Origin of the sequence: Hymenobacter koreensis (assembly GCF_039541855.1) — a bacterium.
GTDB classification, from domain to species: domain Bacteria; phylum Bacteroidota; class Bacteroidia; order Cytophagales; family Hymenobacteraceae; genus Solirubrum; species Solirubrum koreensis.
On the sequence record NZ_BAABHA010000015.1, the window covers coordinates 1 to 22,490 of the forward strand.

Here is a 22,490-nt window from a genome sequence, read left to right on the forward strand (position 1 = left end):
TCGACTTGCATGTATTAGGCCTGCCGCTAGCGTTCATCCTGAGCCAGGATCAAACTCTCCATTGTAGTATATTGTCGATCTAGCCGGAGCTAGATCCATGTCGAGTGCTGATCCGACCCGTATTTGACGAGCTTTATTCTTTGTACGCTGCTCGTTGTTTTGCCGAAGCAAAACAGTCTTACCAATTGTCTTTCCAGTCTTTCAAAGAACGTTTGCTGATTCCATCTGAATCAACTTGGCGGCCAAATCAAGTAGCCTTATGTGTTCCTGCTTCGTTAGCTAGTTATCGGAAGCAGAGAAGTAACATCAACTGCATTTCGATTCGTTCACTAACCTTTATCTTTTTCTGTGACCCTTGCGTCGTTCCGTTTGGGGATGCAAAGGTAGGAAGCTTATTCTGTTTTGCAAGAGGATCAAGAAAAAAATTCAAACTTAATTTCTTTCTCTTCGTACAAGCCCCCTTCCTTCTGAAGCGGGGTGCAAAGGTAAGAGGCGTTTTGGTGTTTACAACCTTTGCAAGGAAAAAACCTTTCAAGATTGTCTTTCCCTTTTCTTTAGGCAGTGGTGACGGAGGGCTTAACCAACTGGCTTCGAAACAGGTTCCTTTCCGACAATAATTTTCTATAGAGCTGTTATAAGGCTGATGGCAGGAGTGTAATGAAGCATGATGATGGCAAAGTTTGCACTTAGAGGATGGATAGGGAAGACTTGGGTCGCATGCGATACTCGAACATAGTGGCAATGTTTAGTGCCTTTCCTTTTGCCTCTTCTGCTTTCGGGCCAAAGAACTTCTCCTCGACGGTAGCAAAAAACAGTTTCAGCCAACGTTGAAAATGCTCGGCTTCGAGGGGCAGGGCCATGTGCTTAGGAAAAGGGCGGCCTTTGTACCGCGCAGTACCGAAGAGAACCGAGCTCCAGAAGTCGTACATGGTTAGCAGGTGGGTGGGCCAGTACACTTGAGCAATGGAATTGAAAACGGGACCGAGTAGCTCGTCCTGGTTCACCTTATTATAGAATGTATCGACAAGAACCTTGATATCGGCTTCGGTGCAGATGTCGGTTAGGGGGACGAAAGCGGCGGGGCTCATGGGAAGGACGAACAAATGAATTGGGCTAAATTAGGCTGCTACCGGTAGCGCCAAGCTCGTATAAACTGCACGGCGGATGGTGGCTTGAAAGGCTAAGGTGCCGGCCACGATCAGGCACACGAACTTGGTCAGCTCAAGACCGATGTAGACGGCGTGCTGGGAGCTGGGTGGCGTGAGTGAGCCGGCTTGCAAAGTAATGGCACGGGCGTCCAGCGCGGGAAGGAGGATGAATGTTTGCGCCAACAGAATAAGGACCACCGTAAGCAGCACCAGCCACAAGCGGGATGGTATCCGTACGATTCCGGCGCAGAGTAGGGCTACTACGCTGAGAGTCAGCTCTACTTTATTGAGGGCATGAAACACAATACGGCCAATGCCTACACCCAGCACTACGGTGATGTTGGGGGCAGTGAACTTCAGTGGCGCTTCCAGAAAGGAGATACCCGCTACCATACCCGCCCATAAAAACAAGGACAGCACCAGCAGCAGGGAAAGCGTAGCGGAAGAAAAACGCATAAGGAAACGTGATGAGGCAAGTCAGACCGCGAGCAAAGCGGGACTGGCCGCTGGAACAACAGTTCAAAAGTCGGGGGTGATTCATGGTGAAGGGCTGATGAGGATCAACTAAGCAGCTGATGTTCGTCAGCTTTTGGTACGGATGAGCAACGGAAATTTGCTCTTCATCAGACCCTGACCCCGGCGTGCTTACTACCGCGAAGCTCACTCCTACCCGCCATGCCTGCACCCACTGCGGCGAGGATTGCCCCACGCATCCCATTCTGCTGCGCGACAAGCCGTTCTGTTGCCAGGGCTGCAAAGCCGTGTACGAACTGCTTGACGCGAATAACCTCTGTACCTACTACGCCCTCGACGAGCACCCTGGCCAGAAGGTACAGGAAGTGGAGCTACCCGGCCGTTTCGATTACTTGGACTCGGAAACGGTGCAGGCGCAGTTGCTGAGCTTCCGCTCCGATACGCTGGCGCGGCTTACGCTAATGCTTCCGCAGATGCATTGTGCCTCGTGCATCTACTTGCTCGAAAACCTCTACAAGCTCAATGCGGGCGTGTCGGAGTCGCGGGTTAATTTCTTGCGCAAGGAAATCAGCATCAGCTACGTGCCGGCCGAAACGTCGTTGAAGGAAGTGGTGAAGTTGCTGGCTTCGCTGGGCTATGAGCCGCAGATTACGCTGGCTGAGCTGGGCGCGCAACCTAATCATGGAAGCCGCGCCATCTACTATAAGCTGGGGCTGGCGGGCTTCTGCTTCGGCAACGTAATGCTGCTGGCTTTCCCCGACTACCTGTCGTTCACCGATCAGCTGGCTCATGCATTCGGGCGCTTCTTCGGCTTTATCAGCCTGGTACTGAGCTTACCGGTGCTGCTGTACAGCGCGCAGGACTTTTACCGCTTGGCCTGGGCGGGGCTGAAACAGCGTTACATCAACCTCGACTTTCCTATCAGCCTCGGCCTCACGGCCCTGTTCAGCGTTAGCAGCTACGAAATTTTGACGGGTACCGGACCCGGTTACTTCGACTCGTTTACGGGACTGGTGTTTTTCATGCTGATCGGCAAATGGGTGCAGCAGCACACCTACGATGCCCTGCGTTTTGACCGTGACTTCACCTCGTACTTCCCAGTAGCCGTGACATTGCTCACGAAAGAGGGCGAGAAATCAGTGTCGGTGAAAGAACTACAAGTGGGCGCCCGCATACTGGTACGCAACCAGGAGGTGATTCCCGCCGATGCCATACTCATGCGCGGCACGGGCCAGATCGACTACTCCTTTGTATCGGGTGAGAGTGTACCGGTGGCCAAGGTAACGGGTGAGGTGGTGTACGCCGGTGGCCGGCAGGTGGGCGAAGCTGTGGAGCTGGAAGTAGTGCGCGAAGTGTCGCAGGGCTACCTCACGCAGCTCTGGAACAATCCCGCCTTTCAGAAAGCCGACAAGCAGACACTGGAAACCTACGCCAACAAGGTAGGCCGCTACTTTGTGGCCGCTACGTTGCTGATTGCGGCCGGCGCCATTCTGTACTGGTACCCGCGCGACCAACAGATGATGTGGCGGGCCTTTACCTCGGTGCTCGTTATTGCCTGCCCGTGCGCATTGTCGTTGGCGACGCCTTTTGCACTAGGCAGCGCCCTCACGGCTTTCGGCCGTTGGAAGTTTTTCCTGAAGAACTCCAACGTGGCCGAAACCCTAGGCCGCGCTACCACCATTGTGTTCGATAAAACCGGCACCCTCACCGATGTAAAACGCTCGGCAGTGGAGTATAGCGGTCCGGTGCTTACCCCGCACGAGCAGCAGATGCTATCGGCGGTGGTGCGCCAATCGACGCACCCTTTAAGCCTACGCCTGGCCGAAGAGCTGCCGCAAGGCTCGTTTACGGTTACCGATTTCGTGGAAGTGCCGGGCCAGGGCCTGCGCGGTACGGTAAACGGCGTGGTGGTGAAGGTGGGCTCGGCAGCTTTTATAGAGGCCGAACCAAGCTTAGAGCAGGCTAGGCAGGCAAAACTGGAACCGCTTACCGCTGAAACCGCCGACAATCGGCAGTCCCGAGTGTACGTCAGCCTCGACGATGATTTGGCCGGCTGCTACGTGTTCCGCAACGTGTACCGCCAGGACCTGCGCGAAATTCTCGCCGACCTCGGCCGGCGCTACCGCATGGCGGTGCTTTCCGGAGACAACGACACCGAGCAGGACCGCCTGCGCGAGCTGTTCGGGCCGAAAGCCGAGCTGCGTTTCCACCAGACGCCCCAGCAGAAGCTCGACTACATAGCCGAGCTCAAGCGGCAGGGCGAAACCGTTATTATGGTGGGCGACGGGCTGAACGACGCCGGCGCTCTGCAACAGGCCGATGCTGGCATTGCCCTCACCGATACGCTTTCGAACTTTTCCCCGGCCTGCGACGCCATTCTGGACGCGGGCAGCTTTGGCAAGCTGAACACCTTCCTGAAGTTCACCCAGGACTGCTTACAGGTGGTGCTGGCCACGTTCGTCCTCTCTTTCGTTTACAACGGCGTGGGGCTGGGCCTAGCGGTACAGGGCAAGTTCACACCCATTGTCTCGGCCATTCTCATGCCCATCAGCTCCCTGAGCGTGATGCTTTTCGCCACTCTGCTGGTGCGGCTGGCGGCTTACAAACGCAAACTCTAACTTCTTCCGGTCATGGAAATCATCTTCGGTCTCATCGTTATTTCGCTCACTGTTGCCGTGCTGTTTCTGCTGGCCTTCGTGTGGGCCGTGCGCAGCAAACAATACGACGATACCTACACCCCCGCAGTGCGCATGTTGTTTGAAGACAACGAAACGCAAACGCCCGCGAAGCATTAACAATGCAGCAGTCTGAAACGCCGGGGCGGGTCGCACCACCATTAAAGTGTTGTGCGGCCCGCTCCGGCGTTTTTCCTGGCAGCGGTACGGCTTTTCCAGCTTTGCCCAGCAGCCTAATACCGACGGAAGTTCATTTCCCTCAGCTCCGAAGACTTGCACATGATTTTCTGGGTGCTGTAGTACCGCGCACCACTACGCTCTTACCACAACATGAGGACCTTGGCTATTGCAAGGCCGCCACGGCGCGCTGTGTAATTCAGCCGACGAATGATGCCGCAGCTTCCTGCTGGTGAATTAGGGCAACACCTGACATCAATCAGCGCCAGTGTCTGACGTTCGTCATCTTTTCGGAGGGGGCCAATGGGGAGTTTTGTAACACTCAAAATAACCCGTTTCGCGCTATGGCTGTGCTGGTCCAAGCGAAGCCGCCCAAAGAGCAGGAAAAACTCTCGAAGGCCGTTCTCGCATCCTTTTACGACAACAAAATCGTCCGAGACTTCGGCATTGCTACCGTGTTCTGGGGCATTGCCGGTATGCTCATCGGGGTTATAGCCGCGTTTCAGCTGGCCCGCCCCGAAATGAACATGGGTACGCCCTACACCACGTTTGGGCGCATCCGACCGCTGCATACCAATGCCGTGATTTTTGCCTTCGTGGGCAACGGCATTTTCACCGGGGTGTACTACTCCCTGCAGCGTCTGTGCAAAACCCGGATGTTCAGCGACTTGCTCAGCAAGATTCATTTCTGGGGCTGGCAGCTCATCATCGTTTCGGCCGTGGCTACGCTGCCGCTGGGCTATACCAGCAGCAAGGAATACGCCGAGCTGGAATGGCCCATCGACATTGCCATTACGCTGATCTGGGTGGTGTTTGGCTGGAACATGTTCGGCACCATTGCCCGCCGCAAGGAAAAGCACCTGTACGTGGGCATCTGGTTCTACATTGCCACGTTCCTCACGGTAGCCGTGCTGCACATCGTTAACTCGGTGGCTTTGCCGGTATCGTTCCTGAAAAGCTACTCGGCCTACGCCGGGGTGCAGGACGCGCTGGTGCAGTGGTGGTACGGCCACAACGCGGTGGCGTTCTTCCTGACCACGCCCTACCTTGGTTTGATGTACTACTTCCTGCCCAAAGCGGCGGAGCGCCCGGTGTACTCGTACCGCCTGTCCATCATCCACTTCTGGTCGCTGATTTTCATTTACATCTGGGCCGGACCGCACCACTTGCTGTACACCTCCCTGCCCGACTGGGCGCAGAGCCTGGGCGTGGTTTTCTCCATCATGCTGATTGCCCCGAGCTGGGGCGGCATGATCAACGGCTTGCTCACGCTGCGCGGCGCCTGGGACAAGGTGCGCACCGAGCCGGTACTGAAGTTCATGGTGGTAGCCATTACCGCCTACGGCATGGCCACCTTCGAAGGCCCCATGCTGAGCCTCAAGAACGTTAACGCCATTGCCCACTTTACCGACTGGATTGTAGCCCACGTACACGTAGGCGCCCTGGGCTGGAACGGTTTCCTGACCTTCGCCGTGCTCTACTGGCTGTGGCCGCGCCTCTACCAGACCCCGATTCATTCGCGCAAGCTGATGAACGTGCACTTCTGGCTGGGCACCTTGGGCATCCTGTTCTACGCCATTCCCATGTACTGGGCCGGCTTTACCCAAGGCCTGATGTGGAAGCAGTTCAACGACGAGGGCATGTTGCAGTACGCCAACTTCCTCGAAACTGTGATGCAGATTGTACCCATGTACTACCTGCGCGGCATTGGCGGGGTGTTGTACCTGAGCGGCGTGTTCCTGATGGTGTACAACCTCTACAAAACCGCTACTGCCGGCTCATTGCTAGCCAACGAGAAGTTCCACGCCCCGGCCGTAATCGACAACGAGCACAGCCACGAAGGCGGCCACTGGCACCGCTGGATTGAACGCCGCCCCGTGCAACTCAGCATCTGGGCTACGGTAGCCATCCTGATTGGCGGCGCGGTGGAAATGGTGCCCACGTTCCTGATCAAGAGCAACGTGCCCACTATTGCCTCGGTGAAGCCTTACACTTCGCTGGAACTGGAAGGCCGCGACCTATACATAAAGGAAGGCTGCGTGAACTGCCATACCCAGATGGTGCGCCCCTTCCGCTCCGAAACCGAGCGGTACGGCGAGTACTCCAAAGCCGGCGAGTTTGTGTACGACCGTCCCTTCCTATGGGGCAGCAAGCGCACCGGTCCGGACCTGCACCGCGTGGGCCAGAAGTACCCGCACTCCTGGCACTACAACCACATGCTGGACCCCACGAGCATGTCGCCGGGCTCCATTATGCCGCCTTACCCCTGGATGTTCGAAAACGACATCGATTACAGCTCCACGGCCGACAAGATCAGCGCCCTGCGCAAGCTGGGCACGCCTTACCCGGCCGGTTATGAGCAGCAAGCCGTAGCCGACGCCCGCAAGCAGGCCGATGGTATTGTGGCCGAGCTAGCCAAGGAGGACATCCAGGTGAAGTCGGACAAGGAAATCGTGGCCCTCATTGCCTACCTGCAGCGCCTTGGTACCGACATTAAAGTGAAGGATGAACAGGCAGCCGCCGTGGCCGCTGCTGCCGCTGAGTAATAACCCACAGCCCTGGGGCGGAGCACCTGCAAAACGTGCTGAGAACACCTGATCGGTGCTCCGTCCTCCGGCTTTCCCGAGTCAAGCGTCATGTACAAGAACGTCCTTCAGGCAATCAGCGGCATCGAAATCTACCCGCTCATTTCCTTCGCCATCTTCTTCCTCTTCTTCCTGGCTTTGCTGGTTTACGTGGCCGTGGCCAACCGCGAGCATATCAAAGCCATGGCCCAAATGCCCCTGCAGGACGACGACGCCCAGCAGCCCCAGCCCAAAGGAGGTGCGCTATGCTAACCCGTAAAATTACCTTCGGAATGCTGCTGGCCCTGAGCACCTTGCTCACCGGCTCAGCCGCCTTGGCCCAGGAAGCTGACGCCCCGGTCGCCGAAGCCGCCAAGCCCGCTGCCGAAACAGCTTCCAACCTCAACGCTATGCTCTGGCTGATGGGTGGGCTCACGGGTCTGATCATTTTCGTGCTGCTGATGCTGTTTGCCTTGCTCTGGCAGATGCGGCCCCTGTTGCGCGAGGTGTATGCCATTGAAACCATTCGTGAATCGTGGTACGGGCGGGCCCTGGGCCTGTTCCTCGGCGACACGGTGAGCCTGACAGGCAAGTACAAGGAAGACGTAATGGCCGGCCACGACTACGATGGCATTACCGAGTACGACAACGACCTGCCGCCGTGGTGGAAGTACGGCTTTTACGCGACCATCGTGTTTGGCGTGGTGTACTTCGTTCACTACCACGTTACCGACACCGGCAAGCTGAGCGACGCGGAGTACCAGCACGAAATGGCCGAAGCCGCCATGCTGGCCGCCAAGCTGGGCGCCAACGACGACCCCAATAAGCCCACCGACTACAAGCCCCTAATGGCCGCCGCCGACCTGGAAACCGGCAAAACGCTGTTCGTACAGAACTGCGCGGCCTGCCACGGCCAAGCCGGCGAAGGCAAAGTAGGCCCCAACCTGACCGACGAATACTGGCTGCACGGCGGCGAAGTAAACAAGGTGTACAAAACCGTGAAGTTTGGCGTGACCAATAAGGGCATGGTAGCCTGGAAAGGCAAGCTGTCCTCCAAGCAAATGCTCCAGGTGTCGTCGTACATCCTGAGCATTCAGGGCACGAACCCGGCCAACGCCAAGGCGCCGCAGGGCGAAAAAGAAGCTGCTACCAAGCCGGTAGCCATGCTCTAACCCGCGCCACGGCGCACCAGTAGTCCGCGGCGGTTGCTCCTTCCCCGCCGTTCATCCAAACGCTGATTTTCAGCACAGCCCAGGTTCGGATGAGCCGCCAGCCCTTGTGCTGGCGGCGGGCATTTGGGTTACCAGCCGCGGCAAAGCGCCGGGGCCACGCCAGGCCTCTCGCAGGCCGACGGAATGTGCAGCAGATAACGCCGCCTGGCGCTTTGAACCCAGGGGGCCCCAACACAGGATGAGTACCGTCGCCCCGAAACCCACCACCGATGAATCCTACCGCGACACTATCTCCACGATAGACGCCGAAGGCAAGCGCGTGTGGCTGTACCCCAAGAAGCCCAGCGGCAAGCTGTTTAACGCCCGCAAGTGGGTGAGCTACGGCCTGCTCACACTGCTGTTTGCCGGCCCCTGGCTGCGCATCAACGACTTGCCGGTGCTGATGCTCAACGTGGTGGAGCGGAAGTTCATCATCTTCGGTCAGATCTTCTGGCCCCAGGACTTCTTTATTCTGCTGCTGGGCTTCATGGCCTTTATCCTGTTCATCATCCTCTTCACAGTGGTGTACGGGCGCGTGTTCTGCGGCTGGGTGTGCCCCCAAACCATCTTTATGGAAATGGTATTCCGCCGCGTGGAATACTTCTTCGAAGGCGACGCACCCCAACAGAAAGCCCTCGACAAAGCCGACTGGACCTGGAACAAGATCGGCCGGAAAACGGGCAAGCACGCGGTGTTCGTGCTCATCTCGTTTCTGATTGCCAATACCTTTCTGGCCTACATCATCGGTTCCGATGCGCTGGTTGAGATTGTGACCGACTCGCCGTTGCAGCACCTGGGTGGCTTGAGCTCTATGGTGATTTTCACGGGCCTGTTTTACGCCGTCTTTGCCCGTTTCCGTGAGCAAGTATGCACCATTGCCTGCCCTTACGGCCGTTTGCAGGGCGTAATGCTCGACAAGAATACCATTACGGTAGCCTATGATTACGGCCGGGGCGAGCCGCGCGAAAAGCTGCGCAAAAACCAGGAGCGCACCGCCGGCGACTGTATCGACTGCAAGCAGTGCGTGCAGGTATGCCCCACCGGCATCGACATCCGCAACGGCGCCCAGCAAATGGAGTGCATCAACTGCACCGCCTGTATCGACGTGTGCAACTCCATTATGGACCTGATCAACAAGCCGCAGGGCCTGATCCGCTACGACTCCGAAGCGCACATCGAAGCTGGCACTCCGTTTAAGGTGACGGCCCGCATCAAGGCTTACACCGGTGTACTCATTGCGCTGCTGCTGATTATGGCCGGGCTGCTGCTCACGCGCTCGAACGTAGAGGCCACCGTACTGCGCACGCCGGGCCAGCTTTACCAGAAAACCGAGCGCGGCACCGTTACCAACCTCTACAACATCTCCGTTATCAACAAAACCAACGCGGCCATGCCCATTGAGCTGCGGGTGCTGGAGCCGGCCAATGGCACCGTGAAGCTGGTAGGCCAAAACGGCCTGAAGCTGCCCGCCCAGGGCAAAGCCGACGGGGTGTTTTTCGCCGAGCTGCCCAAAACGGCGCTTACCAAAACGAGCAACCACATCCGCATTGGCGTGTACAGCGGCGGCAAGCTGATTACGGAAGAAAAAACCAAGTTCCTGGCCCCGGCGCAGTAAATGGATTACACAAAAAAGTCATGTCGAGCGGAGTCGAGACATCTCGCCGGATAGTAAAATCCTGCACCAGAATATTACTACCGCACGTCAGCCCGCGAGAAGCCTCGACTCCGCTCGACATGACGGTCAAACAATACCACAGATCATGACCTCCCTCGCCGTGAATAAACCCGCCCAAACCCGCAGCATCTGGCCGTACGCCATTATTGCGGTATTCATCCTCTTCGCCAGCTTCATCGGGTACATGGTGAAGCAGGCCATGAGCACCAGCGTCGACCTCGTGAGCAAGGACTATTACCAACAGGAGCTAGAGCACCAGCAGCGCATGGAGGCCGTGGCCCGCACCGCCGCCCTGCCCGGCCAGGTGGCGGTTACGTACGAGCCCGCCGTGCAGGAGCTAACGCTGCAACTGCCCGCCCGATTTGCTGGCCAGCAGGCCACGGGCAAGGTGCAGTTTTTCCGCCCCTCCGACCAAACGCTGGATTTCAACGTGCCGCTGCAAACCAACGCCGCCGGTGCCCAGCACCTGAGCACGGCCAAGCTGCAGGACGGCTACTGGCGCATTCGGGTAGAATTTGAAGCTGCCGGCCAGGTCTATTTTGTGGAGAAGAATATCACCGTGACCAACTGATTTTTGTCATGGTAGTCCGCGGCGGAGCGGGCGTACTTGCATCGGTTAGCACTTCAGCTGGCCTCTTCTCTTCGCCACCATTTCATGCTCTGGGCCGGTTTCGTTTTCGGGCTTCTCGGTAGTTTCCACTGCGTGGGCATGTGCGGCGCCATTGCGCTGGCCTTGCCCGGCGCCGGACAGCCGCGCAGCCGCTACGTAACCGGCCGGGTGCTTTATAACCTGGGCCGCGTAACTACTTACGCCACGCTGGGGGCCCTGGCCGGTTTGCTGGGGCAGTCGTTGCGCATGGCCGGCTGGCAACAGAGCCTCTCCATTGCCTCGGGCCTGCTGATTCTGCTGTTGGTGGCCGTGCCGGAGCGCTACACCGGCCGCGCCGCCGCAGCCGTGGGCCTCGACCGCGTGCTGGCCCGCCTCAAGCAAACCCTGGCGTACTTCTTTCAGCAGCATTCCGTGGGTGCTTTGTACATGACCGGCGTGCTGAACGGCCTGCTGCCCTGTGGCCTGGTGTACCTGGCATTAGCGGGCGCGCTTAGTGCGCCGGGCGTGGGTGGCGCCGCGGTGTACATGGGCCTGTTTGGGCTGGGTACCCTTCCGCTGATGCTGGCCCTGTCGCTCACGGGGCAACTTGTGCCGCTGCCGTGGCGCCTGCGGCTGCGGCAGGCCGTGCCGGTGGTGGCCACGGCCATGGCGGTGTTGTTCATTGTGCGCGGTTTAGGCTTGGGTATTCCGTACCTGAGCCCGCAGCTCCCGGCACCCGCGGCGGGACCCAATGCCGCCCCCGCTCCCATGACCATGTGCCACGACTCTGCCGCGCATTAGCCGGCTTCTTCTCTCGCTCGCAGGCTTTTACTTCTCTCTTCAGACCGCATAGCTCCCATGAAAACGATTCTGGTTCCCGTAGATCTGACCGCCGCCGCAGAGCACACCCTTGTGTACGCCAACAAGCTGGCCGTGCGCCTGGGCGCGGAAATCGTGCTGCTGTATTGCCACCACGATTCCGACGAGCCTTCCCCCAATTTCACCGACCACCAGAAGCGCCTGCAAAACTTAACCGAGCGGCTCCGCTACGTGCAGCTCACGCGCCAGGACGGCCGCCGCATCCGGTACCGTTACGCGGTGCGCAACGGCTGCCTTCACGACCACGTGCAAGGCGTAATCGACGAGTACGGCGCCGAACTGGTGGTTATGAACCTTGAGCATACCGACTGCGGCGAGGAGTCGGTGAACGGCAACCACGCGGCGCGCATTGTGCGGCTGGCCAGCTGCCCGGTGCTGGTGGTGCCGCCCGGCAACCAGCCCCTGCCGTCGCGCATCGTGTTTCTGGCCGACTTTGCGCACCTGGAAAGCCGTACCCTGCCGCGGCTGGGCGAGCTGGTGCGCGGGCTGCGCGCGCAGCTGCAGCTGGTGCATTTCTACCGCGACCTGAAATTGGGTGAGCTGGTAGGCATTAAGCGCGGCATGCTGCAAATCAAACAGGTGCTGGCCGGGGTAGCCATCGACAGCAAGCTGGTGCTCGACGACGATCCGCTGGAAGGTATTGGCGAGTTCTGCTCTAACATTCAGGCGCAACTGCTGGTGTTTGCGCCGGCCAACGCCAGCCTGCTAAGCCGCTTTTTCGACGTTAGCTACACCAAAACCCACGCCTACCACACCCGCATTCCGGTGCTGGTGATTCGCCCCCAACAGCAACCCGACGACGCGTTCTGCTGCCAGCATTGCGCTCTGCAGGATACTGCTTCCGAAACCACGCCCGCCTTGGCCTCCCTGTAGCAAAACGGGCCTTTTTCTCCCTCCTTTTCAGCATCAGTTATGTTTACCGATTCCCACGCCACGCCTTTTCGCTACGAAGTAGAAAAATGGATGCGCGGCTTTCAGCAATGGCTCTGCACCCAGCTGGAAACCACCGACGGCGCCGCTACCTTTCAGGCCGACCACTGGCAGCACCATTCGGGCGGCGGCGGGCAGTCGAACGTTATTCAGAACGGCCGGATTCTGGAGAAAGGCGGCGTGAACTTCTCGGCCGTGTGGGGCCAGATGGACGAGCGCGCCGCCAGGCAGCTCCTAATGCCCGACCCGCGCTACTTCGCCACCGGCGTATCGGTAGTGCAGCACCCGGGCAGCCCCATGGTCCCCATTTCGCACATGAACGTGCGGTACTTTGAGGCCGGCAACGGGGAGGCGTGGTTTGGCGGCGGCCTCGACCTAACCCCCATTTACGTGAACGTGCAGCAGGCCCGCTGGTTCCACGAGCAAATTGAGCACGCCTGCCGGCCGCACAACACTACCTATTACGCCCGCTTTAAGCAGTGGGCCGATGAATACTTCTACCTGACCCACCGGCAGGAAACGCGCGGCGTGGGCGGCATTTTCTTCGACCGCCTAACCGTGGGCCAAGACGGCACCCGCGAGGAGTTGTTCGCTTTCGTTCAGGCCGTAGGCGAAGTGTACGGCCACGCTTACTGCGAGCTGCTGCGCCAAAACGCCGATTTGCACTTCACGGAACGCGAAACCCAATGGCAGCTGATTCGCCGGGGCCGCTACGCTGAGTTCAACCTAGCCATCGACCGCGGCACCAAGTTCGGACTGGAAACCGGCGGCCGTACCGAAAGCATCCTGATGAGCCTGCCGCCCCGCTGCGAGTGGCACTACAACCAACAACCTTCCCCGGGCACCCCCGAGGCCGAGACGCTGCGGTGGCTGAAAAAAGACATCGATTGGTTGTCGGTCGACGTGCAGCACCTCACCCCTGAGCTGGTGGACTGCTAGGCTGATAGGCCTAATAGTCAACGCCTCAAAAACGTCATTCCGAGCGCAGCCGAGGAATCTCGCGTGCTGACGTCCGGTAGTAACCTCAACGAAGATTTTACTATCGGGCTTAACACGCGAGATTCCTCGGCTGCGCTCGGAATGACGCCCTTGAAAACCGTCTGACGTCCGCAAAGCCCAGCCCCAACTCGCTAAGCGGTATTGTCTACCAGTTAGCCCGGCGCAGCTTGTCGGGTTGCAGCACGCGGATGTCCTTGCCGGTCAGCTCAATAAGCCCGTCCTGCTTGAACTCGCTCAGGGTACGAATCAGCGACTCGGGGGCCGTGCCTACCAGGGCCGCCATGTCGTCGCGGGAGAGTTGGAAGGTGGCCGGCGCGGTTTCGGCATGCTGCTCGTGCAGGCGCAGGAGCGCATCGGCCACGCGGCGCCGAATGGAGTTATAGGCCATGCCCACCAGCTGATGCTCCCGCTCGCTCACCCGCCCCGCCAGCAACCGAATGAACTGCTGGCTGACTTCGGGGTTGCGAATCAGCAGCTGGGTGAAGTCGTCTTTGGGAATGTACACCAGCTCGGAATCGTCAACGGCCACGGCCGAGTCGCTGTGCTTGGTTTGCTCCAGCAGGGCCATGTAGCCGAAAAACTCGCCGGGGGCGTAAATGCCAGTAATCAGCTCTTTGCCGGCGGCGGTGGTTTTCACCGTTTTCACCCGCCCGGCTTTCAGGAAGTACAGCCGGTTGGGCTCGTCACCTTCGCGGTAGATATCCTGCTTTTTGCGCACGGTATGCACCTTGCGGTCGGCCGAAAGACCTTCCAGCTTGCCCACGGCGCGGGCATCTTCCAGAAACTCGTTCAGGCCCTCGTGCTGCAGGTCGTAGTCGGGCTTGAGGTGGCGGAAGCGGTTCAGGCGGCCGGTTATGGCGCTCAGCAGCTCGCTTTCGTCGAAGGGCTTGGTGAGGTAGTCGTCGGCGCCCAGCTCCATGCCTTTGCGCATGTCGGTGCGCTCGGTTTTGGCGGTCAGGAAAATGAAGGGCACCCCGGAAAGCTGCGCGTCCTGATTGAAAATCTGGAGCACGCCGTAGCCGTCGAGCACGGGCATCATGATGTCGCAAATAACGAGGTCGGGCCGGGTGGCGCGGGCCTGCTCCACGCCTACTTTGCCGTTTTCGGCCGTCAGCACGTGGTAGCCAGCCAGCTCCAGAATTTCGGCGGTGCTTTCCCGAATCAGGTCGTTGTCCTCAATCAGCAGAATGGTTTTCATAGGGAATCGTGACGGTGACGGTGGTACCGTGGTCCAGCTCGCTGTGCAGGGCAATGGTGCCGCCCATGAGCTCCAGGTATTTGGCAATGATATAGAGCCCGAGGCCAGTGCCGGGCACGTTGGTAACGTTGCGGGCCCGGAAAAACCGCTCGAACAGGTGCTCCTGGTCTTCCTGCGAAATGCCCACGCCCTGGTCCTGCACCGACAACGTGAGCTGGCCGGCCTCGCAGGTGGTGCGCACCGTTACCACCGAGTTTTCGCCGGAGTACTTAATGGCGTTTGAAAGCAGGTTCACCAGGATTTTACGCAGCAGCGAAGGATCTAGCCGGACGGGCAGTGGGCAGCGGGCTTCCTGCACAATGGTTTGGCCGGGTTTAAGCAGGCTTTGCACATCGGTGAGGGTATCGGCCAGCAGGGCGCTGATTTCCAGCTCCACGGGACGGGCCTCAATGCGGCCTTCCTCAATGCGGCCCACCGAGAGAAACTCCTCCAGAATATCGTTCAGGTGCTTTACCGAGGCCCGAATTCGCTGCAAGTGCTTCACGCGCTTGTCCTGCTGGTCGCCGCCGGGGTATTTTTCGATGAGCGTGGCCGAGTTCATGACGGCCGTAAGCGGCGTGCGAAACTCGTGCGAGGCCATGCTCACGAAGCGCGACTTCAGCTCGCCCAGCTCCTGCTCGGCGGCCAGGGCTTTGGCCAGCTCTTCGGTGCGCTGCTCCAGCTGCGCCAGGGTGCTGAGCAGAGCGTGGGTGCGGTCGGCTACCTTCTGCTCCAGCTCGGCATTGAGTTTTTCCACCCGCCGGCGCTGATCCACCAATTGCCGCTCGGCTTCTTTCTTGTAGGTAATGTCGAGGATGTACGATACCACGTACAGCTCCTCGTCGATGTGAAAATAGCTCAGGCTGACTTCTACCGGAAACACCGAGCCGTCTTTGCGCTGGGCCTGCAGGTCGCCGCGGTGGGCGCCCATGGACCGCACGCTGGGTTCGGCGTTAAACGATTCCCGCAGCCGCTCGTGCTGCCGCCCAATGGCGTTGGGCACCAGTACCTCAATGCGCTGACCCAGCAGCTCGCCTTCGTTGTAACCAAACAGCTGCTCCGATAGCCGGTTGGCCGACATAATCTGGCCCTGCCGGTCGCACATTACAATGCCGATGGTGGCATTGGTCACTACGGCTTCGAACCGACTAAGGCTCTGGGCCAACTCACGTTCGGCCAGCTGCAGGCGGTCCTGCTCGCTGAGGCGCACCAAAAACAGGGAGCGGCCATTGTGCTGAAAGTGCGTGAGCTGAATGTGCCCGGCAAAAGGCTCCCCGCCGAGCCGGGCCACGTCGGTTTCGGCGGCGTAGTGGCCGGTTTGGCGGGCTGTGCGCAGCAGGTCGTCCCAGCTTTGACCCTCGGCGGGCCACAGAGGCAAATGCCGGGTTGCTTCGTTCAGAAACGCCTCCTGGGAGGCGTAGCCCAACAATTTGAGGCCACTGGGGTTAACCTGCACAAACCAGCCCAGCGCTTCGTCATACACGCCAATGAATTCCTGCGCCTGGGCGAGCAGCAGGTCGGTGAGTGCGTGGGCATACGGGTTCGAAGACATAGGCAAAAACGGTAGCGGAGCAGTAACGCCCGATGCGGCCCCAAAATAGGGGAGAAAACGGCCGGATATGATGCATGTTACACCGAGCCCTGACGAATGTCATAGAAAGCGGCCCCCGAATGCGGCAATTTTACTATTGCATTGTAGCCTGTACCCTCATGACCACGCCTCAACCCAAATCACTCCTGCCGATTTCCGACGCGGCCATGCTGCTGGTGTTGCTCCCGGTCTCGGGTCAGCTCAAGGCCAGCAGCTCCGCGTCGCTCGACCGGCTTCAGCAGCGCCTTGGAGCGGCGGTTCGCATTATGAAAATCGATGAAGCCACGCATCCGGCCGTAGTGCGCAGCTTCCACGCCACCGAGCTACCGGCCTGCGTACTGGTTCGGCAGGGCATTGAACTGTGGAGGCAACCCGGCCTGCCCGAGGAAGAAAACGCCATTACCTTGTTGCTGAGCCAGCTCGACCCGGTTGAGCCCCCGCCTCAACTGCAACCCACTCTGTCCCCGTAAACCGGCCGTGCCTTCTTACGGGAAACGCAGGAACGCAGCAAAGGCTTCGAGCGCGACTATTGGGGCGTGAGCAACCGCCAAGGACTGGAATGGATTCTAGCGAACGACTCTTCGGCAACCATCACCGTATCGGCAGACCATCCCGTAGTCGCCTACAATATCCTGATTCTATCGGCCGAGCAGCGCGCCCGGCTGGTGGTGGTGCCGCCGGGCGAAGGCACGTACTTTCTGGCCTTCTACCGCTGCTGGCCGTACCCGTCGTACGAAGGCCGCGGTTGGGAAGTTCACGCCGAATACAGCAACGGGGTGAAGATTCTATCGGTCATGAAAAGGTAAGGGGCCCTTACCGCGCAGCAGCCGGCACAGCGGCTAACATTTGCAGGTGCTCGTGCAGGCTTAACACCTGCGGCAGCAAAGGCTGTTGGTCATCGTTGTAGAGCACAAAATCGGCGCGCTGCAGCTTTTCTTCTTCGCTGAGCTGCTTGCCGATAATGCTCAACACGTCGTCGGGGGTGCGGTGCGGGTCGCGGTGCAGCACGCGGCGCTGGCGCAGTTCCTGCGGGGCATACACGGTTATTATGCGGTCGAGTTGCTTGTACGACCCCGACTCGTAGAGCAATGCGGCTTCTTTCAGCAGGTATGGGTGCCCGGCCTGTCGCTGTGCGGCGGCCCATTGCGCAAAATCTGCTCCCACGCGCGGGTGCACCAAGCTATTGAGCCGAGCCAGCTCGGCAGGGTCGTTGAAGGCTTTGGCAGCCAGGTAGGTGCGGTTTTGTTCGCCGCTGGGTAAGTAGGCTTCCGGCCCAAAGGCTGCTATAAGCTCGGCCCGCAAGGTGGCGTCGTGGCGCATTACCCATTTTGCGCGGGTATCGGCATCATACACGGGTACACCCAAAGTGGCGAACAGGCGGCAAACCACCGTTTTACCCGAACCAATTCCGCCGGTAATACCTACCTGAAGCATACGCTAGTTTGGTGAGGTTTCGGCCGGAAGCACTGACAGCCGCAGGGCGGGAGTTAAAATACGGGCACCGCGTACTGCGGTCGGCAGCGGCATAAGCACCGGCTGCAGTACCGAGTCAGATTCGCCCAGTTGGCGGTAATCCACCAGCACGCGCACCTGCGAGGCGCTTATACGGGCGCTGTCTTCGGCGAAATATTGTACCTGCACTGGTACCCGCGCGGGTTTTAGGCGGTAGTTTAAAGCAAGGGGGAAATTGCGGGCTTCTGGCACTACACGCACCACGCGGGTGAGTAAGGGCCGGGGCTGCAGCTTTACGCGCACCTCGGCAACGTTAGTTTCTACCAATGCCGGTCCCCCAATGGGGACAATAATGCTTCCCTCGCTGCTACCAGCTGGCGCTTGCGGCAAATGCACTGGGTACGGGCTGGGCAAGCTGGCAATGGTGCTGGCCGGCCCCCGGAAGGTTATACTGGTAGGCGTAAAACTGGCCGCAAAAGGCAACGCCGAGCCGTCGGCGGCGGGGCTTAAACGCAACGGCAGGCGGCGCTCCACCAGCTTTTCGAACTCGAAGTAGAGCGAATCGGTGAGGATGGCGTTTAGCTGCAGGCCCTCCATCGTTACAATTAAGGCGGGGCGCAACGTGCCACCAGGCAAAGAACGGCTAACGGGCAGACGGCGCACGGTTACCTCGGCCGGCCGGACCTCGAAGCCCAGGGAATTGCGCAATAGCTTCCAGCCCCGCCCGGTTACCTGCACCGAAATATGTTCTTCCAGCGGCCGTACCGGGATGTACTGCGTGGCGTCGTAGTTCCACTGCAGCGGGTAGCTGATGCGGGTGGTGTACGTTTTATTGAGGGCGTTTAACAGCCACAACGTTACCGCCGCCAGCAGGCAACTCGTTACCACACGCCAGAAGCTGCGCTCAGGTTCCGAGAGCGGCCGAACGAACCATTGAACCAGCGTACGGGCACGTTGCAGCGGCATGTTTCGGTAGGGCTGAGAACGTAAAAATCAGAGCGCGACAACAGTACTTCCACCGGTACCGCGGAGGGCCAGGACTAAGCAGCCGGCTCCGTAGCCGCTTTGGCGGCTGGGGTTTCCAGGGTACGGGCTATGGACGAACGGTCAAACGTGAGACGGGTGCCGCGGTCGACTTCCAGCGTCACTTTCTCGGCGCTCAGCTCCACAATACGGCCATGCAAACCGCCAATAGTTACTACTTGTGCGCCTTTGCTCAGGCTTTCACGGAGCTTCTTGGCATCAGCTGCCCGCTTCTGCTGGGGCCTGATCATGAAAAAGTAGAACACGCCCAACAGCAAAATGGGAAACAGCCACTGGAACGGGCTGTTCTCGGTTTGGGCCTGCAAGAGTAACGTCAGCAACATGGGAGGGGCAATTTTGAAGAGAAGGGAAGGCAGCAATGCCGGAAAGCAGAGTTAGGAATGTTCAAACCACTTCTGCCCCGCTTCCCGGCTGTTTACCTACTGCGCAACGGGGCCTTGGCTGCCGTCGCCCAAAATGTTGCCGCGAATGGCAAGCTGGGTGATGCTCGGCTGGGTGTTAGCCCGAATGGTAATCTGCTTGTTCTGGATGCCGGTTTTGCCGTGGGCGTCGAACTGCACTTCAATGGTGCCTTTCTTGCCGGGAGCTACCGGGTCTTTGGGCCAGCTGGGCACGGTGCAGCCGCAGGTGGCTTGGGCGTTTTCGATGAGCAGTGGCGTTTTGCCGGTGTTGGTAAACTCAAAGGTGTGCTTCACCACCGAGTTGGCCGGAATGTCCTTGAAGTCGTGCTCCGTTTCGGTGAAGGTCATCACCGGGGCATTGGGGTTGGGGGCTTCGGTTTCGGCGGCCACGTTGGGGTTGTCCACCACCGGGTTAGCGGCGGCTTCGGTGGCGGCAGCGTTCATGCCGGCTTCGCCAACTTCGCTTTTGTCCTGATTGCAGGCGCCGGTTAGCAGCGTGGCTGCTACCAGCATGGTTGAAAAAAAGGTGCGTTTCATGCGAGTGTAATAAAGAAAAAAGCCGCGCCGCCCTTTTCCGGCGGCGCGGCGGGTTCCGTCCGCTAAGATACGCGACAACAGCCGCGCGTCTAGTGCGGCTTTACTTTAGGTTGTTGATAACGTTTTGAGCGAATTGCTGGGTTGAAGCCGATCCGCCCAGGTCGCCGGTGCATTGCTCGCGGTGGCGCAGGGTTTCGTTCAGCGCCGCTTCAATGCGTTTGGCTTGAGTATGCTCGCCCAAATGCTCCAGCATAAGCAGCGCTGAGCGCAAAAGGGCCGTGGGGTTGGCAATGCCTTTGCCGGCAATGTCCGGCGCCGAGCCGTGCACGGCTTCAAAAATGGCCATGTCGTCGCCGATGTTGGCACCGGCCACCACGCCCAAACCGCCCACTAGGCCAGCCAACAAATCCGAAAGGATGTCGCCGAAGAGGTTGGTCGTTACAATTACATCGAACTGCTCTGGCTTGATAACCAGCTGCATGCACATGTTGTCGATGATCTTGTCTTCGTACTGAATGTGCGGAAACTCACGCGAAGCTTCCTGGGCCGCGTTCAGCATGAGCGTGCCGGCCATTTTTAGAATGTTGGCCTTGTGAGCCAGCGTTACCTTTTTGCGGCCGTGCTTAGCGGCGTAAGCAAAGGCGGCGCGGCAAATTTTGCGCGAGCCTTCCACCGAAATGCGGTTAAACGAGTCGGCAATGCCGCGTTGCTCATCGTACACTTCTAGACCGGAATACAGGCCCTCGGTGTTTTCGCGGAACAACACCACGTCAATACCCGACTCGGCGTAGCGCGAGGCAATGCCTTCGGTGGTTTTAGCCGGGCGCAGGTTTTGGTACAGGTCGTACTTCTGGCGCAGCGTTACGTTAATGGAGCGGAAGCCCTTGCCTACCGGCGTGGTAATAGGGCCTTTCAGGCCTACGCGGTTTTTCTCCAGCGAATCGAACAACGCCTGGGGCAATAGCTCGCCGCTCTGGTCGAAGGTGGTCTGGCCCGCGTTCTGCTCTTCCCACTGCACCGGCACCTGAGCCGCCGTGAAAATATCTTGTACCGCGCGGGTAATTTCCGGCCCGATGCCGTCGCCGGGGATGAGGGTTATTGTATGCATTCGTGCTTGATGTGGGAAATGCTGGGTAAGGGAAATGCAGGAATGAAAAATGTGTCGAACATGCCGCGGGCGTCTTCCGACGGTCCTAAACATGTTCAACACATTATTTCCTTTCTCTCATTTACAAGGCCGTTCGGCGCGAGTTGATCTGATTAATGAGCTGGTCTACGTCGCCGAGCAGCTGTTCGGCTTTGTCTTTGGCGTCGCGAATTACGCGCTGTCCCTCGGCCCGGGCCGACGAAGGACCTTCGTCGACGCGGCTGGTTACGAGGCCTTCGGTGAGGTCGGCCAGAATTTCGCGGTACCGCTCCAGCTGGTAGCTAAGCCAATTACGGGTTTCGCGTCCTTTTTCGGGAGCGTACAAAAGCGCGACGGCCGAACCGGCCAGAGCGCCGGTTACGAAGCACAAAATGCCGGTAGTGGTTTTGCTGGGCATAAGGCGGAAGGAGAACAAGTGGGGAAACAGACGTCAGGGACCCGACAAAAGCTCAACGGCGGCCGCCCGGCCGGGGTTGCCGACCGACGGGCTGCGCAGGTTACTGGTTGTCCAGCAAACCGCGGCCCGACTTGCGGATGGCGCCGCTGGCCATCAAGTCCTGCGCCAATTTATCCAGAATACCGTTGATGAACTGCTTGCTTTTGGGCGTGCTGTAGAGTTTGCTGATTTCAATGTACTCGTTGATGGTCACTTTCACCGGAATAGACCGGAACAAGTGCATTTCGCAGAGGGCCATTTTCAGGATAATCTTATCGAGCAGGGCCACGCGCTCTACGTCCCAGTTCTGTACCGCACCGCTGATGAGGGCTTCGTAGTTCGCATCCTCCACAAGCGTTTGCTTGTAAAGGGTTTCGGCAAACTCCTTGTCTTCCTTCCAGTTAGCCGAAAGCGACAACAGCTCCATGTTTTCGTCGGCGGCCTCGTCGAGCATCTTCAGCGTCTTCACCACCAGGTTCTTGACGATGGAGCGGTTCTCTTCCCAGTTCAAATCGTCTTCCTCCAAACGCGCCGGCAAAGCCGTGCCCTTGAAAACGAACGTTTTGTAGAGGTACTTGAGAAATTCCTGCTCGGCGGCGTAATCCGGGGCCGCGCCTTCAATGGCCGACGCGCCTTCCAGGTAGCTACGCAGCTCGGTGTCGTTGCGCATTTCGTTACGCCAAGCCTGGCGCAGAGCGTCCATTTCGTCTTCGCCCGCCCACTGCTGCGTGCGCCGAATGGTTAGCTCCTGCAGCTGCTTGTTGGCCGTGAGCTTGTGCAGCACCGGGTTGTTTTCCAGGCGCGTAGTGTCCACGGTTTCGGTCGAGGCGGTGAAGCGGCGGGCTTCGCGGCTCTTCTCGTCTTCCAACACCTGCAGCAAGGCAGCGGGCAGGTTCAGCAAATGCACGTACTGATCGTGGATGCTCTCGGTGGCGTGCAGCATCTGGTTCATGAAGAAGGTCGTCTCCTTCTGCACCTGCTTTTGGTAGTACCGAACGGCGTCGTCCACGGCATCCTGCACGTCTTTGTCGTCGGAGGCCTCAATGTCGGGCGTTTTGCCGGCCACATGGGCGGTGTGCCACTCGCGGAACGTAGCGTCGGCCATTTTCTGCTGGCCCTGCAGCAGGCGCTTGTCCTGCGGCTGCATCGAGTTCAGGTCGGGCTGAAACGCGTCGCTGATGCGGTCGAGAGCCAACGAATAATCGGACCCAATGGCCTGTTCATAGGCGTACAGGGCCTGCATGACCTTAATACGAAGCGTGCGACGGTTGAGCATTCTGTTGAGTTGTCAGTTGGTAGTTGCCAGTTGTGAGCTGCTAGTCCA

General features: G+C 59.1%; 23 protein-coding genes and 1 rRNA gene. 12 read left to right on the plus strand and 12 right to left on the minus strand.

What is annotated here, in order from left to right:
- The 3 genes from ABD903_RS18715 to ABD903_RS18725 form a co-directional block, all read right to left on the minus strand.
- Window positions 1–65 (minus strand): 16S ribosomal RNA (locus ABD903_RS18715); the annotation flags it as partial.
- A gap of 621 nt (window positions 66–686) precedes the next feature.
- The gene (locus ABD903_RS18720; protein ID WP_345226836.1) at window positions 687–1,088 is read right to left on the minus strand and encodes a group III truncated hemoglobin; all 402 of its coding nucleotides are present in this window, start codon (window positions 1,086–1,088) and stop codon (window positions 687–689) included.
- 30 nt (window positions 1,089–1,118) lie between these two features.
- Window positions 1,119–1,604, minus strand: coding sequence for a hypothetical protein (locus tag ABD903_RS18725; protein WP_345226837.1), 486 nt, complete (start codon window positions 1,602–1,604; stop codon window positions 1,119–1,121).
- A gap of 185 nt (window positions 1,605–1,789) precedes the next feature.
- On the opposite strand from ABD903_RS18725, the gene ABD903_RS18730 reads away from it, so the two are divergent.
- From ABD903_RS18730 to hemF, 10 genes are all read left to right on the plus strand, one after another.
- Window positions 1,790–4,240, plus strand: a complete 2,451-nt coding sequence (locus ABD903_RS18730; RefSeq protein ID WP_345226838.1) for a heavy metal translocating P-type ATPase — start codon at window positions 1,790–1,792, stop codon at window positions 4,238–4,240.
- Between the two features lie 12 nt (window positions 4,241–4,252).
- Window positions 4,253–4,417, plus strand: a complete 165-nt coding sequence (gene ccoS / locus ABD903_RS18735; protein ID WP_345226839.1) for a cbb3-type cytochrome oxidase assembly protein CcoS — start codon at window positions 4,253–4,255, stop codon at window positions 4,415–4,417.
- Window positions 4,418–4,818: 401 nt separating this feature from the next.
- Window positions 4,819–7,020, plus strand: coding sequence for a cytochrome-c oxidase, cbb3-type subunit I (ccoN, locus tag ABD903_RS18740; RefSeq protein ID WP_345226840.1), 2,202 nt, complete (start codon window positions 4,819–4,821; stop codon window positions 7,018–7,020).
- A 90-nt stretch (window positions 7,021–7,110) separates the two neighbouring features.
- The gene (locus tag ABD903_RS18745) at window positions 7,111–7,311 is read left to right on the plus strand and encodes a hypothetical protein (protein WP_345226841.1); all 201 of its coding nucleotides are present in this window, start codon (window positions 7,111–7,113) and stop codon (window positions 7,309–7,311) included.
- A complete protein-coding gene (locus ABD903_RS18750) occupies window positions 7,305–8,210 on the plus strand; it encodes a cbb3-type cytochrome c oxidase N-terminal domain-containing protein (protein ID WP_345226842.1) in 906 nt (301 codons plus the stop codon). The genes ABD903_RS18745 and ABD903_RS18750 overlap by 7 nt, the downstream gene beginning before the upstream one ends.
- Window positions 8,211–8,448: 238 nt before the next feature.
- Window positions 8,449–9,864: a cytochrome c oxidase accessory protein CcoG gene (ccoG, locus tag ABD903_RS18755; RefSeq protein WP_345226843.1), complete on the plus strand. Its 1,416-nt coding sequence runs from the start codon at window positions 8,449–8,451 to the stop codon at window positions 9,862–9,864.
- A gap of 145 nt (window positions 9,865–10,009) precedes the next feature.
- Window positions 10,010–10,495 (plus strand): FixH family protein, encoded by a 486-nt coding sequence (locus ABD903_RS18760; protein WP_345226844.1) that lies wholly within the window; start codon window positions 10,010–10,012, stop codon window positions 10,493–10,495.
- Window positions 10,496–10,579: 84 nt separating this feature from the next.
- Window positions 10,580–11,314 (plus strand): sulfite exporter TauE/SafE family protein, encoded by a 735-nt coding sequence (locus ABD903_RS18765; protein WP_345226845.1) that lies wholly within the window; start codon window positions 10,580–10,582, stop codon window positions 11,312–11,314.
- 57 nt (window positions 11,315–11,371) lie between these two features.
- Window positions 11,372–12,265, plus strand: a complete 894-nt coding sequence (locus tag ABD903_RS18770) for a universal stress protein (protein ID WP_345226846.1) — start codon at window positions 11,372–11,374, stop codon at window positions 12,263–12,265.
- 39 nt (window positions 12,266–12,304) lie between these two features.
- Window positions 12,305–13,261, plus strand: a complete 957-nt coding sequence (hemF, locus tag ABD903_RS18775; protein ID WP_345226847.1) for an oxygen-dependent coproporphyrinogen oxidase — start codon at window positions 12,305–12,307, stop codon at window positions 13,259–13,261.
- 205 nt (window positions 13,262–13,466) lie between these two features.
- Here the strand turns inward: hemF and ABD903_RS18780 are convergent, their stop codons facing one another.
- Both ABD903_RS18780 and ABD903_RS18785 read right to left on the minus strand, forming a co-directional pair.
- Window positions 13,467–14,519: a response regulator gene (locus ABD903_RS18780; RefSeq protein ID WP_345226848.1), complete on the minus strand. Its 1,053-nt coding sequence runs from the start codon at window positions 14,517–14,519 to the stop codon at window positions 13,467–13,469.
- The gene (locus ABD903_RS18785; RefSeq protein ID WP_345226849.1) at window positions 14,497–16,110 is read right to left on the minus strand and encodes a sensor histidine kinase; all 1,614 of its coding nucleotides are present in this window, start codon (window positions 16,108–16,110) and stop codon (window positions 14,497–14,499) included. The genes ABD903_RS18780 and ABD903_RS18785 overlap by 23 nt, the downstream gene beginning before the upstream one ends.
- A gap of 158 nt (window positions 16,111–16,268) precedes the next feature.
- On the opposite strand from ABD903_RS18785, the gene ABD903_RS18790 reads away from it, so the two are divergent.
- Window positions 16,269–16,619 (plus strand): thioredoxin, encoded by a 351-nt coding sequence (locus ABD903_RS18790; RefSeq protein WP_345226850.1) that lies wholly within the window; start codon window positions 16,269–16,271, stop codon window positions 16,617–16,619.
- A 66-nt stretch (window positions 16,620–16,685) separates the two neighbouring features.
- Window positions 16,686–16,955, plus strand: coding sequence for a hypothetical protein (locus tag ABD903_RS18795; RefSeq protein ID WP_345226851.1), 270 nt, complete (start codon window positions 16,686–16,688; stop codon window positions 16,953–16,955).
- A 7-nt stretch (window positions 16,956–16,962) separates the two neighbouring features.
- Here ABD903_RS18795 and coaE read toward each other — a convergent pair whose 3' ends face one another.
- From coaE to nusB, 7 genes are all read right to left on the minus strand, one after another.
- The gene (gene coaE / locus ABD903_RS18800) at window positions 16,963–17,583 is read right to left on the minus strand and encodes a dephospho-CoA kinase (RefSeq protein ID WP_345226852.1); all 621 of its coding nucleotides are present in this window, start codon (window positions 17,581–17,583) and stop codon (window positions 16,963–16,965) included.
- Between the two features lie 3 nt (window positions 17,584–17,586).
- Window positions 17,587–18,567, minus strand: a complete 981-nt coding sequence (locus ABD903_RS18805) for a YbbR-like domain-containing protein (protein ID WP_345226853.1) — start codon at window positions 18,565–18,567, stop codon at window positions 17,587–17,589.
- 74 nt (window positions 18,568–18,641) lie between these two features.
- Window positions 18,642–18,968 carry a preprotein translocase subunit YajC gene (gene yajC / locus ABD903_RS18810; RefSeq protein WP_345226854.1) on the minus strand — a complete coding sequence of 109 codons (327 nt, stop codon included), beginning with the start codon at window positions 18,966–18,968 and terminating at the stop codon, window positions 18,642–18,644.
- A gap of 96 nt (window positions 18,969–19,064) precedes the next feature.
- On the minus strand, window positions 19,065–19,583 hold the full coding sequence (locus tag ABD903_RS18815) for a DUF1573 domain-containing protein (protein ID WP_345226855.1): 519 nt from the start codon (window positions 19,581–19,583) through the stop codon (window positions 19,065–19,067).
- Between the two features lie 100 nt (window positions 19,584–19,683).
- Window positions 19,684–20,691, minus strand: a complete 1,008-nt coding sequence (locus ABD903_RS18820; RefSeq protein WP_345226856.1) for an isocitrate/isopropylmalate dehydrogenase family protein — start codon at window positions 20,689–20,691, stop codon at window positions 19,684–19,686.
- Window positions 20,692–20,812: 121 nt separating this feature from the next.
- A complete protein-coding gene (locus tag ABD903_RS18825; protein WP_345226857.1) occupies window positions 20,813–21,127 on the minus strand; it encodes a YtxH domain-containing protein in 315 nt (104 codons plus the stop codon).
- A gap of 100 nt (window positions 21,128–21,227) precedes the next feature.
- Window positions 21,228–22,442, minus strand: coding sequence for a transcription antitermination factor NusB (nusB, locus tag ABD903_RS18830; RefSeq protein ID WP_345226858.1), 1,215 nt, complete (start codon window positions 22,440–22,442; stop codon window positions 21,228–21,230).
- Window positions 22,443–22,490: the final 48 nt, after the last annotated feature.